At 65.9% G+C, this 15,197-nt stretch carries 16 protein-coding genes; 6 read left to right on the forward strand and 10 right to left on the reverse strand.

From position 1 onward, the window contains the following. Positions 1 to 14 precede the first annotated feature (14 nt). The 10 genes from CXR42_RS13555 to CXR42_RS13600 form a co-directional block, all read right to left on the reverse strand. Positions 15 to 716: an ABC transporter ATP-binding protein gene (locus CXR42_RS13555; RefSeq protein WP_103258080.1), complete on the reverse strand. Its 702-nt coding sequence runs from the start codon at positions 714 to 716 to the stop codon at positions 15 to 17. Next, positions 709 to 1,452, reverse strand: coding sequence for an ABC transporter ATP-binding protein (locus CXR42_RS13560; protein ID WP_103258081.1), 744 nt, complete (start codon positions 1,450 to 1,452; stop codon positions 709 to 711). The genes CXR42_RS13555 and CXR42_RS13560 overlap by 8 nt, the downstream gene beginning before the upstream one ends. Continuing rightward, positions 1,445 to 2,425, reverse strand: a complete 981-nt coding sequence (locus CXR42_RS13565) for a branched-chain amino acid ABC transporter permease (protein WP_103258082.1) — start codon at positions 2,423 to 2,425, stop codon at positions 1,445 to 1,447. Before CXR42_RS13565 ends, CXR42_RS13560 begins: the two co-directional genes overlap by 8 nt. Positions 2,426 to 2,429: 4 nt before the next feature. Then, complete coding sequence (locus CXR42_RS13570; protein WP_103258083.1) at positions 2,430 to 3,299, reverse strand: branched-chain amino acid ABC transporter permease; 870 nt, start codon at positions 3,297 to 3,299, stop codon at positions 2,430 to 2,432. Between the two features lie 51 nt (positions 3,300 to 3,350). Further along, complete coding sequence (locus tag CXR42_RS13575) at positions 3,351 to 4,532, reverse strand: ABC transporter substrate-binding protein (RefSeq protein ID WP_103258084.1); 1,182 nt, start codon at positions 4,530 to 4,532, stop codon at positions 3,351 to 3,353. Positions 4,533 to 4,582: 50 nt separating this feature from the next. Further along, positions 4,583 to 5,356, reverse strand: a complete 774-nt coding sequence (gene benD, locus CXR42_RS13580) for a benzoate diol dehydrogenase BenD (RefSeq protein WP_103258085.1) — start codon at positions 5,354 to 5,356, stop codon at positions 4,583 to 4,585. Further along, positions 5,356 to 6,369 carry a benzoate 1,2-dioxygenase electron transfer component BenC gene (benC, locus tag CXR42_RS13585; RefSeq protein ID WP_103258086.1) on the reverse strand — a complete coding sequence of 338 codons (1,014 nt, stop codon included), beginning with the start codon at positions 6,367 to 6,369 and terminating at the stop codon, positions 5,356 to 5,358. Before benC ends, benD begins: the two co-directional genes overlap by 1 nt. Positions 6,370 to 6,445: 76 nt before the next feature. After that, positions 6,446 to 6,955, reverse strand: a complete 510-nt coding sequence (benB, locus tag CXR42_RS13590) for a benzoate 1,2-dioxygenase small subunit (protein ID WP_103258087.1) — start codon at positions 6,953 to 6,955, stop codon at positions 6,446 to 6,448. Between the two features lie 5 nt (positions 6,956 to 6,960). Further along, entirely contained in the window at positions 6,961 to 8,340 is a 1,380-nt protein-coding gene (gene benA / locus CXR42_RS13595; protein WP_103258088.1) for a benzoate 1,2-dioxygenase large subunit, read from the reverse strand. Positions 8,341 to 8,427: 87 nt separating this feature from the next. Further along, positions 8,428 to 9,576, reverse strand: a complete 1,149-nt coding sequence (locus tag CXR42_RS13600; RefSeq protein WP_180996065.1) for a muconate/chloromuconate family cycloisomerase — start codon at positions 9,574 to 9,576, stop codon at positions 8,428 to 8,430. Between the two features lie 282 nt (positions 9,577 to 9,858). On the opposite strand from CXR42_RS13600, the gene CXR42_RS13605 reads away from it, so the two are divergent. The 6 genes from CXR42_RS13605 (at position 9,859) to CXR42_RS13630 (ending at position 15,192) form a co-directional block, all read left to right on the forward strand. Then, a complete protein-coding gene (locus tag CXR42_RS13605; protein ID WP_103258089.1) occupies positions 9,859 to 10,353 on the forward strand; it encodes a MarR family winged helix-turn-helix transcriptional regulator in 495 nt (164 codons plus the stop codon). A 102-nt stretch (positions 10,354 to 10,455) separates the two neighbouring features. Further along, on the forward strand, positions 10,456 to 11,628 hold the full coding sequence (locus CXR42_RS13610; RefSeq protein ID WP_103258090.1) for a M20 metallopeptidase family protein: 1,173 nt from the start codon (positions 10,456 to 10,458) through the stop codon (positions 11,626 to 11,628). A 39-nt stretch (positions 11,629 to 11,667) separates the two neighbouring features. Further along, positions 11,668 to 12,699 carry a TRAP transporter substrate-binding protein gene (locus CXR42_RS13615; RefSeq protein WP_103258091.1) on the forward strand — a complete coding sequence of 344 codons (1,032 nt, stop codon included), beginning with the start codon at positions 11,668 to 11,670 and terminating at the stop codon, positions 12,697 to 12,699. A gap of 57 nt (positions 12,700 to 12,756) precedes the next feature. Continuing rightward, positions 12,757 to 13,248, forward strand: a complete 492-nt coding sequence (locus tag CXR42_RS13620) for a TRAP transporter small permease (RefSeq protein WP_103258092.1) — start codon at positions 12,757 to 12,759, stop codon at positions 13,246 to 13,248. Next, entirely contained in the window at positions 13,245 to 14,534 is a 1,290-nt protein-coding gene (locus CXR42_RS13625) for a TRAP transporter large permease (protein WP_103258093.1), read from the forward strand. The genes CXR42_RS13620 and CXR42_RS13625 overlap by 4 nt, the downstream gene beginning before the upstream one ends. After that, complete coding sequence (locus CXR42_RS13630; protein ID WP_103258094.1) at positions 14,527 to 15,192, forward strand: trimeric intracellular cation channel family protein; 666 nt, start codon at positions 14,527 to 14,529, stop codon at positions 15,190 to 15,192. The genes CXR42_RS13625 and CXR42_RS13630 overlap by 8 nt, the downstream gene beginning before the upstream one ends. The last annotated feature ends 5 nt before the right edge of the window (positions 15,193 to 15,197 follow it).

The raw sequence follows: 15,197 nt of genomic DNA on the forward strand, positions 1-15,197 counted from the left end.
GGCCCTGGGGGCGGTCAGACCCCCAGCCAGCGGTGCTGCGCCTCGACATCCGAGCGGATCGCTTCGGTGCTGCCCTGCCAGACGATGGTGCCCCTGGACACGATGACGACGTCATCGGCCAGCGAGGTGGCGAAGCCGAAGTTCTGTTCGACCAGAACCATGGACAGCCCGTCGCCTTTCAACTCGGCCAGCTTGGCGTGGATCAGCTTGACGATGATCGGGGCCAAGCCCTCGGTCGGTTCGTCCAGGATCAGGAGGCGCGGGTTCATGAGGAGACCGCGTGCGATGGCCAGCATCTGCGCCTCGCCGCCCGAAAGCTGGTCGCCGCCGTTGTCCATCCGCTCGCCCAGGCGCGGGAAAAGGTCGACGACGCGGTCAACCGTCCAGCCGCCGGGCGGGCAGGGGAAGCGGCGGGCGGCGAGGTCAAGGTTTTCGCGCACCGTCAGCGAGCGGAAGATGTCGCGGGTTTCCGGGACATAGGCGATGCCAAGCCTGGCGATGTCGAAAGGGGCAAGGCCGGTCAGCTTCTTGCCGCCGAAGCTGACGCTGCCACCGCGTGCGGGCAGCAGGCCCATGATCGTCTTGAGCGTTGTCGATTTGCCCGCGCCGTTCCGCCCAAGGATGGCCAGCACGCGGCCGGGTTCGGCCTTCAGCGACAGGCCATGCAGGACCTGGGTCTCGCCGTAGCCGGAGGAAAGGTCTGTCAGATCAAGCATCTTCCCATGCCCCCAGATAGATGTCCTTCAGAAGCTGGCTGCCCTTCGCGGCTTCGGGCAGGCCGTCGAAAACCACCTCGCCGTAGTTCAGCACGGTGATCGTGTCGGCCACGTCGAAGGCAAGGTCCATGTCATGTTCGATGATCAGGATGGTCAGTTCGCGCGGCAGCGATTTCAGCAGGCGGTGAAAGCCCTTGGACATTTCCGGCCCGACGCCGCTGGTCGGCTCGTCCATCAGGATGACCTTCGGCCGGGTGGCCAGGGCGATGCCGACTTCCAGCTGGCGGCGGATGCCATAGCTGACGGCGCTGACGGTGGCGTCCAGATTGGGCGCGAGGTCGACAAGGGCCGCGACTTCGCGGACCGTCTCGCGGACTTCGGGGCTTTGCAGCGGGTCGGACCAGAGGCCCTGGCCCTTGCCCAGGGCGACGGCGGCGGCAAGGCCGAGGTTTTCGCGGATCGTCAGGGCGTCGAAGAGGGTGTTCTTCTGATAGCTGCGGCTTAGGCCGCGACGCGCGCGGTCGGCAACCCGAAGCGCGGTCACGTCGGCCCCGTCCAGGTGGATGGAGCCTGCGTTCGGGATGATCTCGCCCACGAGCTGGTTGAAGAGCGTGGTCTTTCCCGCGCCGTTCGGGCCAAGGATGACGCGGCGTTCGCCCTTCTCCAGCTTCAAGCTGACACTTTTGGTCACCTGGATCGGACCGAAGGATTTGGTCAGGTTGCGGGTCTCAAGCATCGGCCTTGGCCTCCTTGACCAGCGGTTGCGGTTTGCGGGTGGCCAGGCGTGCCTCGACAAAGCCGACGACGCCGTTGGCGCGGCTCATCACCACGGCGATCAGGATCAGGCCGACGATGGCGTGCCAATAGGGCGTCAGCGCCGAGATTTCGTGCTTCAGGACCACGAACAGGATCGCGCCAAGGATCGGGCCGACCAGCGTGCCAAGGCCGCCCAGGATGACGACGACCAGCGCCTCGCCCGAGACGGTCCAGGACAGAAGTCCGGGCGAGATGTATTGCGTGTGCTGCGCGGCAAGGCAGCCAGCTAGGCCGGCCAACGCGCCCGAGATGGCAAAGGCCGTGGCCTTGGCGCGCCAGACCGTCAGGCCCAGGGCGCGCAGGCGCTTTTCGTTGTGGTGCAGGCCGACAAGGCTGCGCCCAAGGCCCGAGCGCAGGGTGGCGGCGGCGACCAGGTAGGTGACTGCCACCAGCAGGATCGCGTAGATCGCGAAGGCCCGGCTGTCGGTGAGGTCGATGCCGATGGCGCCAAGGTCCGGGCGGGGGGCGCCGGCAAGGCCGTCGTCTCCGCCGAATAGCGGTGACTGAAAGACGAAGCTGTAGCCCATCTGCCCGAAGGCGAGGGTGGCCATGATGAAGTAGATGCCGGTGCTGCGCGCGCAGACCGCGCCGATGGCAAAGGCAAGCGCTGCCGACAGGGCAATCGCCAGCGCCATGGCGGGGGCGGCGCTGAGGCCGGCCTCGGTCGCGGCGACGGTGAAGGCATAGGCCCCCACCCCCAGAAGCGCGCCGTGGCAAAGCGAGACCATCCCGCCGAAGCCCGCGACCAGGTCTAGCGCGATGACAAGGATCGCAAGGATGGCGATCTCGGCCAGGATCTCCAGCCCGAAGAAGCCGGCGGCAAAGGTATAGGCCAGCGATCCGGCGGCCAGAAGGGCAAGCGTGGTCAGACGAAGCGGCGTGTGCTGGAACATCGGATCACCCTTTCGCGGGCAAAAGGCCCTGCGGACGGGCGACAAGCACCGCCGCGAGAAGCGCGTAGATGAGGACGGAACTCAGCGTGGGCAGGAGGACCGCGCCGAAGGTCTGGACGAAGCCGAAGATCAGGGACCCCGCGACCGCGCCCTTCAGGCTGCCAAGGCCGCCGATGACGATGACGATCAGGGTCGGGATCAGGATCTGCAGGCCCATGTCGGGCGTGACCGAGAGGACGGGGGCGGCTACCGCCCCGGCCAGACCCGCCAGGGCGCAGCCGACGACGAAAACCAGGAAGAACATCCGTTCGACGTTGATGCCAAGGCAGGCGGCCATCTGGTCGTTGTCGACGCCCGCCCGGATCATCGCGCCGATCTGGGTGCGCGACAGGATGAGGGTGAGGACGCCCAGCACGGCGAGGCCGAGGGTGATGATGAAGAGGCGGTAGATGGGATATTCGACGCCGAGGAGGCTCAGTTGCCCCTCGAACACCGCAGGGACTGCGATGCCGATCGGCAGGTCGCCCCAGACCAGACGGGTGGCATCGACGGCGACGAAGATCAGCCCGAAGGTGATCAGCACCTGCGCCATCGGCCCGGCCCGGCGTTGCGACCGGATCAGGGTGAAGTAGAGGGCCGCGCCCATTGCGGCGACCGCCAGCGGGGCCAGGAAGAACCCGCCCCAGTAGCCAAGCACCCCCGCAAGCGAGGCCGCCACATAGGCCCCAAAGGCATAGAGCGAGCCGTGGGCGAGGTTCACGAAATGCATCAGCCCGAAGATCACCGTCAGGCCGACAGAGAGAAGAAAGAGGAGCATCGAGAGCTGAAGCGCGTTCAGCATCTGCAACACCCAGAATCCGAGGTCTGCGGTCATGGTGGGAAACCCTCCGGGGTAAAGGGGGCCAATGAAGGCCCCCCGGTTGGATCAGTTCGTGGCGGCGGGCATGGCGCAGCCGTTCACGGGGTCCGCCTCGGCCGGAAGGGTGGCAAGGACCTTCTGGGTCAGGCCATCAGGACCGGCGACGGTCTCGTAGACGTGGATCGGCTGCACCACGTTGTTGGTGGCCGGATCCATCTTCAGATCGCCGCGCGGGCCGGTGAAGGCGACTTTCGGCAGGGCCGTCGCCAGTGTTGCACGGTCTGTGGCCCCGGCCTTGACCGCCTCGACCAACGCGCGGGCGCTGTCATAGCCCTGGACCGCATATTCCGACGGTATGCGGCCGGTCTTGGCCTTGAACGCCGCGACAAAGGCCGCGTTTTCGGGGTTATCCAGCGTCGGCACATAGTGGAGCGCGGTGATGACGCCTTCGGCTGCCGGACCCTGCGCCTCGACATAGAGGGCCGACGTCAGGAAGCCCGACCCATAAAGCGGCATCTCGGCCTTCATGCCGAAGCTGTCGTATTGCTTGACGAAGGAGATCGCCTCGCCGCCCGCGAAGAAGACATAGACCGCGTCGGCACCGCTGGCCTTGGCGTTGGCAAGGAAGGGGCCAAAGTCCTGCGTCTTCTGGAAGGCGGGCCATTCCTGGCCCACCACCTCACCGCCTGCAGCGGTGAAGGCGGTGGTGAAGGCGTCGATCATCTGGCGACCGGCGGCATAGTCCGGGGCGATGGTGAAGACCTTCTTCACGCCCTGGTCGACCATCCACTGGCCCATCGGCCGGTTGACCTGCTGGTTGGAGAAGGAGATGCGGGTGATGTAGGGGCTGCATGCCTCGCCCGTCGCTTCATCATTGCCGGCATTCGCCACGATCAGCGGAACCCCGGCGCCATCGACGGTGTCGCGGATCGCGCCAAGGACGCCGGAGGAGACGACGCCGACCATCACGTCAACCTCATCCTGCAGGATCAGCTTCTTGGTCTTGGCCAGACCCACTGGCGGCTTGACCTCGGTATCCTCGCGGACGATCTCGAAGGTGACACCGCTGTCCGTGCCATAGGTCTCAAGCCCCAGGGCGAAGGCGTCGTCAATGTCCTGGCCAAGCGCCGCGTAGACGCCGGAATAGGGCAGCAGGATGCCGACCTTGATGTCCTCGGCTTGGGCGGCCGTAAGCATGGCCGTGCTGGTGACGAGCCCGGCAAGGGCCGCCTTGATGGTCGATTTCATGGTCTCTCTCCCTTTGCGGCGCCTCTCCCTGGCGCCAGTTGTGATGGGCGTCAGCCCAGGTCGCCCCCGCCCACCGGGATCGTGACCCCGGTCAGGTATGAGGCATCGTCGGATGCCAGGAACAGGATCACGCCTGCCTGTTCATCCAGGGTTCCGTAACGTTTCATCAGGCTGGACTGGACCGTCTGGTCGACGATCTCTTGGTACCAGACCTTCTCTTGCGCCGATTGCGGGGCAGTGTTGCGCGGCACGGAGCGGGGCGGGGCCTCGGTCCCGCCGGGGGCGGTGGCGACGACGCGTATGCCGCGGTCGGCGACCTCCCATGCGAGGCTTGCGGTGATCGCGTTCACTCCGCCCTTGGCCGCCGCATAGGGCACGCGGTTCAGGCTGCGGGTGGCGATGGAGCTGACGTTGACGATCACACCCTTCCCCGCCGCCAGCATGTGCGGCAGCACGGCGTGGCAGGAGTAGAGGGTGGGGAACAGCGAGCGCCGCACCTCGGCGTCGATCTGGTCGGGCTCATAATGCTCGAACGGTTTGGCCCAGATCGTGCCGCCGACGTTGTGGACAGAGACATCGATGCGGCCGAAGGTTTCCACCACGCCCGCCATCGCCGCAAAGGCTCCGGCATGGGTTTCCAGATCGGCGCTGAAGTAGGCCGCCTTGCCGCCCGCCGCCGTGATGGAGTCCGCCACCTCGGCCCCGATGGGGGAGCGATCGATCACCGCGACCGACGCGCCTTCCAGTGCGGCCCGTTCGGCGACGCGGCGGCCGATGCCCTGCGCGGCCCCGGTGATCGCAAAGACCTTGCCCTTGAAGCGCATCACGCGGCCGCCTTCGTCTCGGACGGGTTGAACTTTTCAAACAGGAACGAGGTGGGCGTGACTCCCAGCGCCTGCATGTGGGCGCGGACCGCTTCCACCATCGGCGGCGGGCCGCAGAGGTAGACATCGGCCCCGCCGTCCCACAGGTCGGCGGCGGTGAGGTGGTTGGTGGCGTAGCCCTTCAGCGGGTGGTCAGCCTCGGGGTCGGCGACGATGGTGGTGAGGGTCAGCGACGGGATCAGCGCAGCCAGGGATTGCAGGCGATCCATCTCCACCAGGTCGGCGAGTTTGGTGACGGCGTAGACCAGGCGGATCGGCTGGTCGGTGCCTTGCGTGGCGATCAGTTCCAGCATCGACAGGAAGGGCGCAAGGCCGGTGCCGCCAGCAAGGAAGACCTGGGGCCGGGTCACGGGACGCAGGTAGAACGCCCCCATCGGGCCGGTCAGTGCCAGTGCGTCCCCGGCGTTCGCGCGGGAAAGGTAGCCCGACATCAGCCCGCCCGGAATGTTGCGGATCAGGAACGACGCCTCGTCCGCCTGGGGATGGCTGGAGAAAGAATAGGCGCGGGTCTGGTCGGTGCCGGGAACAGCCACGTTGACGTATTGGCCGGGCAGGAAGCCCATTGGGGCCGCGAGCTTCACCCGCAGGCGGTAGGAGGTATCGGACAGCACCTCGACCCCCGCTACGGCGGCCTGCACCGTCTGCGCTCCGGTCTTGCAGGCAAGGGACGAGGCCGGGATGGCGATCACGCAATCGGACTTTGGCATCATCTGGCAGGTCAGGACCATGCCCGCCGCGGCCTCATCCTCGGTCATCGCGTCTTCCAGGTAGAAGCCAAGCTCATACTCGCCCCGCTCCGCCTTGCACTTGCAGGTGCCGCAGACGCCGTCGCGGCAGTCCATCGGCACGTTGATCTTCTGCCGGAAGGCAGCGTCCGAGACTTTCTCATCCGCATCGCAGTCGATGATGCGGGTGACGCCGTCTTCGAAGTTCAGGGCGATCTTGTAGGTCATGGCTCCTCCTCTCCCCGGCGGGCCTCCTCCTCAGGGGCCGCGCCGGGGTGCCGGTCTGGGGTCCGGCTTTGCGGTGTCAGATGTGGTAGACGTCGATCACATGGTGGATGCGGTCGTTCTTCAGGATCACCTTCTTCGAGGTGATCAGTGGCGCACCCGAGGCGACATCCACCGTGTAGAACGAGGTGCCCCAATAGGTGTCGGTCGTCCCGTAGCGGTAGTTGTGCGTCATCCAGTTGAAGCGGATGTGGGTCTTGGTGCCCTCGCGGCCCAGCACCTCGACATTGGTGATGTTGTGCCCGGTGCGGGGTTCCGGCAGCGAGGTGGCTGACGAACGGTCGGTCTTGATGCGGAACACCCGGTCCTCGATCCCGCCCCGGTTGGGGTAGTAGATCAAGGACATCTCGTTCGCCGGGTCTTCGGTCAGGGTGTCGTAGTCGTCCCAGGCGGGCATCCAGAACGGGCAGTCGGGGTGGTAGAACTGGATCCAGTCGTCGAAACGGCGGTCGTCCAGGGCGCGCGCCTCGGCATACAGAAAGGCGCAGAGGGCGTCGTAGGAAAGCTGGGTATCGGTCACGGCGTTCATCCCTCTCACTCCGCTGCGATCTGGGTTGCGGTCCGGCGCTCGGCCTCGACGGCGGCGGCCATGCGTTCGGTCCATTGCGTGTGCTGGATCACGAAAAGGCCCTCATCCTCGGTCCGCGCACCCGACAGGATCGGCTTCAGGCCGATACGCTGGGCTTCCTCGTCGGCGCCGGTGATCCATTGCTTGGCCCCACGGGTCAGGTCGTTCCACTGCGCGGTGGGGGCTGCGGCATAACCCATCTGGGTTGCCCGGAATTCCTCCAGATCGTCCGGCGTCGCCATGCCGGAGGCGTTGAAGAAGTCCTCGTACTGGCGGATGCGGCGGGTGCGGGCTTCCTGGGATTCCCCTTTCGGCGCAATGCAGTAGATCGTGACTTCGGTCTGATCGACCGAAATCGGGCGGAACACGCGCAGCTGGCTGGAGAACTGGTCCATCAGGAACAGGTTCGGATAGAGGCAGAGGTTGCGCAGGTAGCCGATCATCCAGTCGGCCTTCGCCTCACCATACTTCGCCACCAGCTCATCCCGGCGCGGAGCGAGGGGGCGGTTGGTCGGGTCGGCCCATTTGGTCCAGAGAACCAGGTGGCCGTTGTCGAAGCTGTAGAACCCGCCCTTCTGCTTGTTCCACTTCGAGGCGTCGACCGACTTCACCTCGTCCTTGCCCTCATCCGCGCGGTGGCTGGTGGTGGCGACGTAGTTCCAGTGGACGGCCGAGACGTGGTAGCCGTCCGCGCCGTTTTCGGCCTGCAGCTTCCAGTTGCCCTGGTAGGTGTAGGTCGACGACCCGCGCAGCACCTCCAGCCCCTCGTCGGACTGGTCGGCGACCATGTCGATCATCACCTTGGCCTCGCCCAGGTAATCCGACAGCGGCTGCACATCGGCGTTCAAGGAGCCGAAGAGGAACCCGCGATAGGATTCGAACCGCGCCACGCGCTTCAGGTCGTGGCTGCCGTCCTTGTTGAACTGGTCAGGGTAGCCCGCGCCGTCAGGGTCCTTAACTTTCAGCAGCTTGCCGGTGTTGTTGAAGGTCCAGCCGTGGAACGGGCAGGTGAAGGTCGCCTTGTTCTGCCGCTTGTGGCGGCACAGCATCGCGCCCCGGTGCGAACAGGCGTTGATCAGCGCGTGCAGCGTGCCGGTCTTGTCGCGGGTGATCATGATCGGCTGGCGGCCGATGTGGGTGGTGAAGGTGTCGTTGACGTTCGGGATCTGGGATTCGTGCGCGAGATAAATCCAGTTGCCTTCCCAGATATGCTTCATCTCAAGCTCGAAGAGCTCGGGGTCGGTGAACATGTCGCGGCGGGCGCGGAAGATGCCCTCTTCGGGCTTGTCCTGCACGATGCCGTCCAGGCGGCGGGTGATCTCGTCAAGTCCTGCGTCGGTAAACATCCGTTCCTCCTCCTCATGCCCATCGGGCAAAGCTTCTCTGTTCGCCGAACCGGGGTTCGACGTCCTGTCCCTCCTCCCGAGGGGGTATTATTCGCCCGCGATGGCCTTGACCGAGACCGTCCGGTCACGGCGGTAGAAGTTCACCTTGTCATCGTCGAGGCTGACCCCGATGCCAGGGCCTTGCGGCACGGTCACCGAGAAATCCTTGTATTCCAGCGGCGTGGCCAGAATTTCGTCCTTCAGAAGCAGGGGCCCGAACATCTCGGTTCCGAACTGCCAATCGGGGACGGTGGCGAAAAGCTGGATCGCGGCGGCAGTGCCAAGGCCGCTTTCCAGCATGGTGCCGCCGTAAAGGTCGATCCCCGCCGCACGGGCGATGGCGATCACGTCCGAGGCGGGTTTCAGCCCGCCGGACTGGCAGACCTTGACCGCGAACACATCGGCCGAGCGGTTGGCGGCCACCCGCATCGCGTCAGCGGGGCCTTGCAGCACCTCGTCCGCCATGATGGCGATCTCATACCCGTCGGTCAGCGCCTTGAGGGCTGCCAGCTTGTCACGGGCCACGGGTTGTTCGATCAGGACGCAGCCGATCTCTTGCAGACCGCGTGCGCCGTAGCGGGCTTCGGTCAGGCTCCACGCCTGGTTCACGTCGACCCGGATCGTGCCCCGGTCGCCCACGGCGGCGGCGATGGCGGCGACATGGGCGATGTCCTGTTTCACCGGGCGCTTGCCGATCTTCAGTTTGAAGTCGCGGTGGCGGCGGAGGTCCAGCATCCGCTCGGCCTCGTCTATGTCGGTCTGGCTGTTGCCGCTGGCCAGGGTCCAGGCCACCGGCAGCCGGTCATGGACGCGCCCGCCGAAAAGTTGCGCCACCGACAGGCCAGCGCGGCGACCAAGGCCGTCCCACAGCGCACATTCCACGGCGGCACGGGCGATGGGATTGCCCTTTACCGCCTTTTCCATATGCGCGCTGGCGGCGGCGATGGCATCCCCGTCCATGCCCACAAGCGCAGGGGCGATATAGGTGTCGATCGCCAGCTTGACGCTTTCCACGCTTTCCGGCCCATAGGACAGCCCGCCGATCGAGGCGCCTTCGCCCAGCCCCTCGGACCCGTCCGAGAAGCGGACCCGCACCAGAACCACCGACTGCGTCAGCATGGTCGTCATGGACAGCACATGGCCGCGCACGGTCGGTACGTCGATGATGATGGCGTCGATACGGTCGATCTTGGTCACGGCTCTGGCCTTCGGTTCTGGTCCTTCGATGAGCCGAAGATGGCACCGGGCAGGGCCGGCGGTCCAATACCGAAGCGGTCTGGTGCGATACCCAAAGCCGACGCCGCCGTGCGGGCCCGACGATGCCGGCGCGGTTGTGGCGTCGGTCGGAAAGGGCTGGTCGTTGTCGGGCATCGGTTTCATGGTTGCTGATCAAGATAATCTTACTTAGCAACTATTGCACACAGATACCATTGCCCGCAAGATGAAGCTGAGCCGCCGGACCGGCCAGAGGAGTGGGCGATGCCTGACAGCAGTTTTCCGAGCAAGCGATTGACCTACCTGTTGGAAATCATCGCGGACGAGGCGATTGCCGGGAACGATGCCATCTTCCTGCGTGCCTTGGGCTATTCGATCCGAGAGATGCGCGTACTGCGAATCGTCGATGACATGCCCGGCACGACCTTCGTGGAGATCTGGGAGAAAAGCGGGCTGGAGCGTAGTCTGACCTCGCGCATTCTGCAGAAGCTGATTGGCGATGGGCTGTTGTTGCGCACCTCTTCCGGGACGGACGCGCGCAAGTATCACCTGTCGACCACACCACGGGGCCAGGCGCTTCGGCACCGCGGGCGGGCGCTGTCGGATGCGCTGGAGGCGCTGCTCTTGGACCCGTTCCCTGCCGCCGACCGCGCGCGGCTGTTCGAGCAGGTCGAAAGATTGGGCCGATGGGTCCGCTCCGACGACTATCGCGCGGCGCTGGAGCGGTTCGATGCGGGGTTGCCGGCCGAAAGGGATTAGGCCGGCCCGCAGGCCCTTCGGCAGGGTATGGACTGATACCTTGTTCCGACTGGCCGCTTGGACGGATAGTTGCGACAGAAAACTATCTTAGGCCGCAATAAAATGTCGCTTTCCTTCACCGACTGGTCCGATGCGCAACGGGCCGAAAGCCTGCGCTGGTTCGACGAGCTGCATGCGATGCCCGAAACCGGGTTCGGTGAGGCACGGACCGCGGCCTACATCGCGGCGGAACTGCGCGCCCTGGGACTGGAGGTCATCGAGGGCATCGGCGGCACCGGGGTAGTCGGCCTGTTGCGCAAGGGGCCTGCGGGGGCGCCGTTCATCGGCCTGCGCGCCGAACTGGACGCGCTGCCGATGCAGGGGCCGGCGGATGGAACCGTCCAGACCCCGGACGGGCCGCGCTATCATGGCTGCGGGCATGACGGGCATATGGCCACGATCCTGACCGCCGCCGCCGCCCTGTCGCGGCATCCGGGCCTTGCCTGCAACGTGGCCTTCCTCTTTCAACCGGCCGAGGAATTGCTGACCGGCGCGGCCGCGATGCTGAAGGCCGGTCTCCTGGACCGCGTGCCGATGTCGGCGATCTATGCGCTGCATAACCTGCCGGGTGTTGCGGCAGGGTCGGTCGCCGTGATGACCGGCGCGGCGATGGGCTCGTCGGACGATATTCGGGTGACGGTGCGGGCGAACGGGACCCACGGTTCCGCCCCGCAGACCGGGCAGGACGCCATCCTTGCCGCTGCGCATTTCCTGGGCCTGGGCCAGCAGTTGCTGACCCGGCGCACCGATTGCCGCGACAGTGCGGTCCTGTCCTTTGGCCAGATCGCGGGCGGACACGCCTCGAACGTCCTGCCCGACGAGGTGGTCATCGGCGGCTCGCTTCGCAGCCATTCGGAAGCCGCCCGTGAAGCGGTCCATGCCCTTCTGCAAGACGCGGCCGACAGCACCTGCCAGGCCTTTGGCACCCCGGTCGAGGTGGCGATCACCCCGCTGGTTCCGGTGCTGGTGAACGATGCGGCTTGCGCCGAGCGGGTGGCCGAGGCGGTGGTCCGCAGCCTGGGCGCCGATCGGCTGATCCGCGATGCGCGGCCACTGATGGCGTCCGAGGATTTCAGCCTGTTCCTGCGCCATCTGCCGGGGGCCTTCTTCTTCGTCGGCCAGGACGGCGCTTACTGCCACCACCCCGACTACCGCTTCGACACCGGGGTGATCCCGGTCGGGGCGGCGGTCCTGGTGGACCTTGTCCTTGCTGCGGGCACGCCCGCGTCCGCCTGACCAACTGTCACCTATCACCATTCCAGGGAGGAAATCGTGATGTCCTTGAAGACCAACTTGCTTGCCAGCGCCTTCGGGCTGAGCCTCGTTCTCGTCGGGGCCTCGGCCCAGGCAGAGACCGTCCTGACCGTCTCCAGCTGGGTGCCGCAGACACACTTCGTCCACACCGACATCCTGGTTCCCTATGCCGAAGAGGTGGCAAAGGTGACCGAGGGGCGCGTCACGCTGAATATCATGCCCGCCCCGCTTGGCGCCCCGGCGCAGCATTTCGAACTGGCCCGCACCGGCGTTGCCGACATCACCTGGGGCAATTTCACCTATGAGCCCGAGCGTTTCGTCTCGGTCTGGTTCTCGGAATTCCCGTTTGTCGGCACCGACGCCGAAGCGTCCTCGGTCGCACTGTGGCGCACCTATGACAAACACCTTGGCGACAACGCCGCCTTCGACGGGGTCGAGATCCTGGGCGTGGGGCTGTTCGGTGGCGGCCATATCCACCACGGGTCCAAGCCGGTGATCACGCCCGAGGATATCGCCAGCCAGAAGGTCCGTATCGGTGGCCCGATCCAGACCCAGATCATGGAGGCGCTTGGCGCCGTGCCGGTCGCCGCGCCGGGGACCAAGGCCTATGAACTTCTGGAAGGCGGCGTGATCGACGCCTCGCTGCATTCGGTGGAATCGGTGATGAACTTCCGCCTGGAAGAGCAGTTGCAGAACCACACGCTGGTGCCGGGCGGTCTGTACGACGCGAGCTTCTTCATCGCGATCAACGAGGCGAAGTGGCAAGGCCTGGAAGAAGCCGACCGCGCCGCCATCGCCGCGATCTCGGGCGAGGCGCTGTCGCGCGCCTGGGGCCAGCAGTTCGACCTGCAGAACGAAAAGGCGATGAAGCTGTTCACCGAGGCCGGGCACCAGTTCCACGAACCCTCGGCCGAGCTGATGGCCGCGATCACCGCCGTCTCGGACAAGATGATCGCCGACTGGATCGTCGCCGCCAAGGCCGCCGGGGTTGCCGATCCCGAAGCGATGCGCGCCGACTACCTGGCTGCCTATGCCGAGGAAAGCGCGAAGTGACGCAAGTGCCCGGCGCGCAGGCGCCGGGCCACTTGCCGGCCTTGGGAGGGGCACGCAATGGAGTTTGCAAACAAGGTCAGACGGGCGGTGGAAGCCGTGCTTGTCTGTCTGATGTCAGCGATGGTCGCCCTGACCTTTGCCGATGTGATCGGTCGTCGCCTGTTCGGCCAGCCGATCTTTGGTGCGCATGACGTGACCGAGCATCTGATGGGGCTTCTGGTCTTTACCGGCCTGCCGCTGGTCACGCTGGCCGCGCTGCACCTGAAGGTCGACCTCTTCGACAAGGTGCTGCTGCAAGCGCGCCTTGCCTGGTGGTTGAAGACGACGATCTTCCTGACCGCGCTGATCTTTGCGCTGATGGCCTGGGCGCTTTTCAGCAAGGCCATGGACGCTGCCAGCTTTTCAGAGGTCAGCCAGGGGCTGAACATCCCGCGCGCGCCGCTTTACGGCTGGATGGCCGCCTGTGCCGGTCTGGCGGCGCTGGCCGCCCTTTATACCGCTTTCGCCGCGCCGATCTCGGTCGCGCATGACCAGGAGGAACTGCTGTGATCGTCGGTTTCATTTCGATGGTCGCAGTGATCCTGCTGGCCTTCCTGCGCGTGCCGCTGGGCATCGCGCTGATGGCGGTCTCGCTTGCGGGCCTGGCCTGGATCACCAGCACCGGCACCGCGCTGACGCTGTTTCCCATGACGGTCTCGGAGGCGGTGCTGTCCTATGACCTGGCCGTGGTGCCGATGTTCATCCTGATGGGCAACGTCATCTCGCGCACCGGGATCGCGCATGACCTGTTCCGCGCGGCCTATGCCTATCTGGGGTCGGTCAGGGGCGGCCTGGCACTGGCCACGATGGTGACCTGCGCCGGGTTCGGGTCGGTCTGCGGCTCCAGCTACGCGACGGCGGCGACGATGGCCAAGGTCGCCTATCCCAGCATGCGTCGCTATGGCTATTCCGATGGGTTGGCCTCGGCCACCATCGCGGCGGGTGGCACGCTGGGCATCCTGATCCCGCCGTCGATCATCCTGGTGATCTACGGCATCATTACCCAGACCAACATCGGCGACCTGTTCGTGGCCGGTGTCCTGCCCGGCCTTCTGGGCCTGACGCTTTACATGCTGGCGGTCGTCTGGGTGGCCTGGCGCCGCCCGGAAGAGGCGCCGCAGGGCGAACGCAGCAGCTGGTCCGAGCGGATCGCCTCGCTGCGCGGGGTCTGGCCGTTCCTGTTCCTGTTCGGGCTGATCATCGGTGGCCTTTACGGCGATCTTTTCACCGCGACCGAGGCGGCGGGCATCGGGGCCGGAATGGCGGTGCTGGTGGGCTTTCTGCAGGGCAGGCTGACCCTGAAGGTGCTGCGCACGGTGATTCTGGAGACGGCCTACACCTCGATCTCGCTTTATGTCGTGCTGTTCGGGGCGATGATGCTGTCCAAGCTTATGACCATGTCGGGGCTGTCGGTCGGCATTCTGGGCCTGGTCAACGACCTGGGACTGACCGGCTACTGGCTGATCCTGGCGATCCTGGTGATCTTCCTGGTCCTTGGCTGCGTGATGGATTCGATGGCGATCATCCTGATCTTCGTGCCGCTCTTCGCCCCGGTGGTCGCGATGCAGGGGTTCGACCTGGTGTGGTTCGGCATCATCGTGGTCGTGGTCACCGAAATCGCGCTGATCACGCCCCCGATCGGCATGAACGTATTTGTGCTGAAGGCCGTGCTGCCCGATGTGCCGGTCCTGCGGATCTTCCGCGGCCTGGTGCCGTTCATCGCGGTGGACATCATCCGGCTTGGCCTGCTGGTGGCGTTCCCGGCGATCTCGCTCTGGCTTGTCAGCCATGTCTGACGTCGCCCTGCAGGCTGCGGAGATCCTTCGCGTCCTGGACCTTGCATCGGCGGTCGTCTTTGCGATCACCGGTGCGCTGGTCGCCTCGCGCAAGCAGATGGACATCGTCGGCTTCATGTGGATGGGCGTGATCACCGGCGTGGGGGGTGGCACGCTGCGCGACCTGCTGCTGGATGCGCCGGTGTTCTGGATCGTGGACCCAACCCCGCTGGCGTTGTGCCTTGGCGCGGCGGGGCTGGTGCATTTCTCGGCCCATCTGGTGGCGTCGCGCTACCGCTTCCTGCTGTATCTCGACGCGTTCGGCATGGCGCTGGTCACGACCGTGGGCACGGCCAAGGCGCTGGACATGGGGACCGGGCCGCTGGTCGCCGTGGGGATGGGTGTGATCACCGCGGCTGTGGGGGGCATCTTGCGGGACATTCTGGGGCAGGAGCCGTCCATCCTTTTGCGGCGCGACATCTATGTGACGGCGGCCGTCTGCGGGTCGGTCACATATGTTGTGGCCGATGCGCTGGGGGTATCGGGGCCTGCAACCACCGCCCTGGCTATCGCGGCAGGCTTTACCCTGCGCGCCTGCGCCATCCGCTTCGACCTGTTCCTGCCGATCTTCCGCCCGAGGCCCGGTCGTATGCCCGGCATTCGAGGCGAGGTCAGGTAGCGCTT

This window comes from Tabrizicola aquatica (genome assembly GCF_002900975.1).
GTDB classification, from domain to species: Bacteria; Pseudomonadota; Alphaproteobacteria; order Rhodobacterales; family Rhodobacteraceae; genus Tabrizicola; species Tabrizicola aquatica.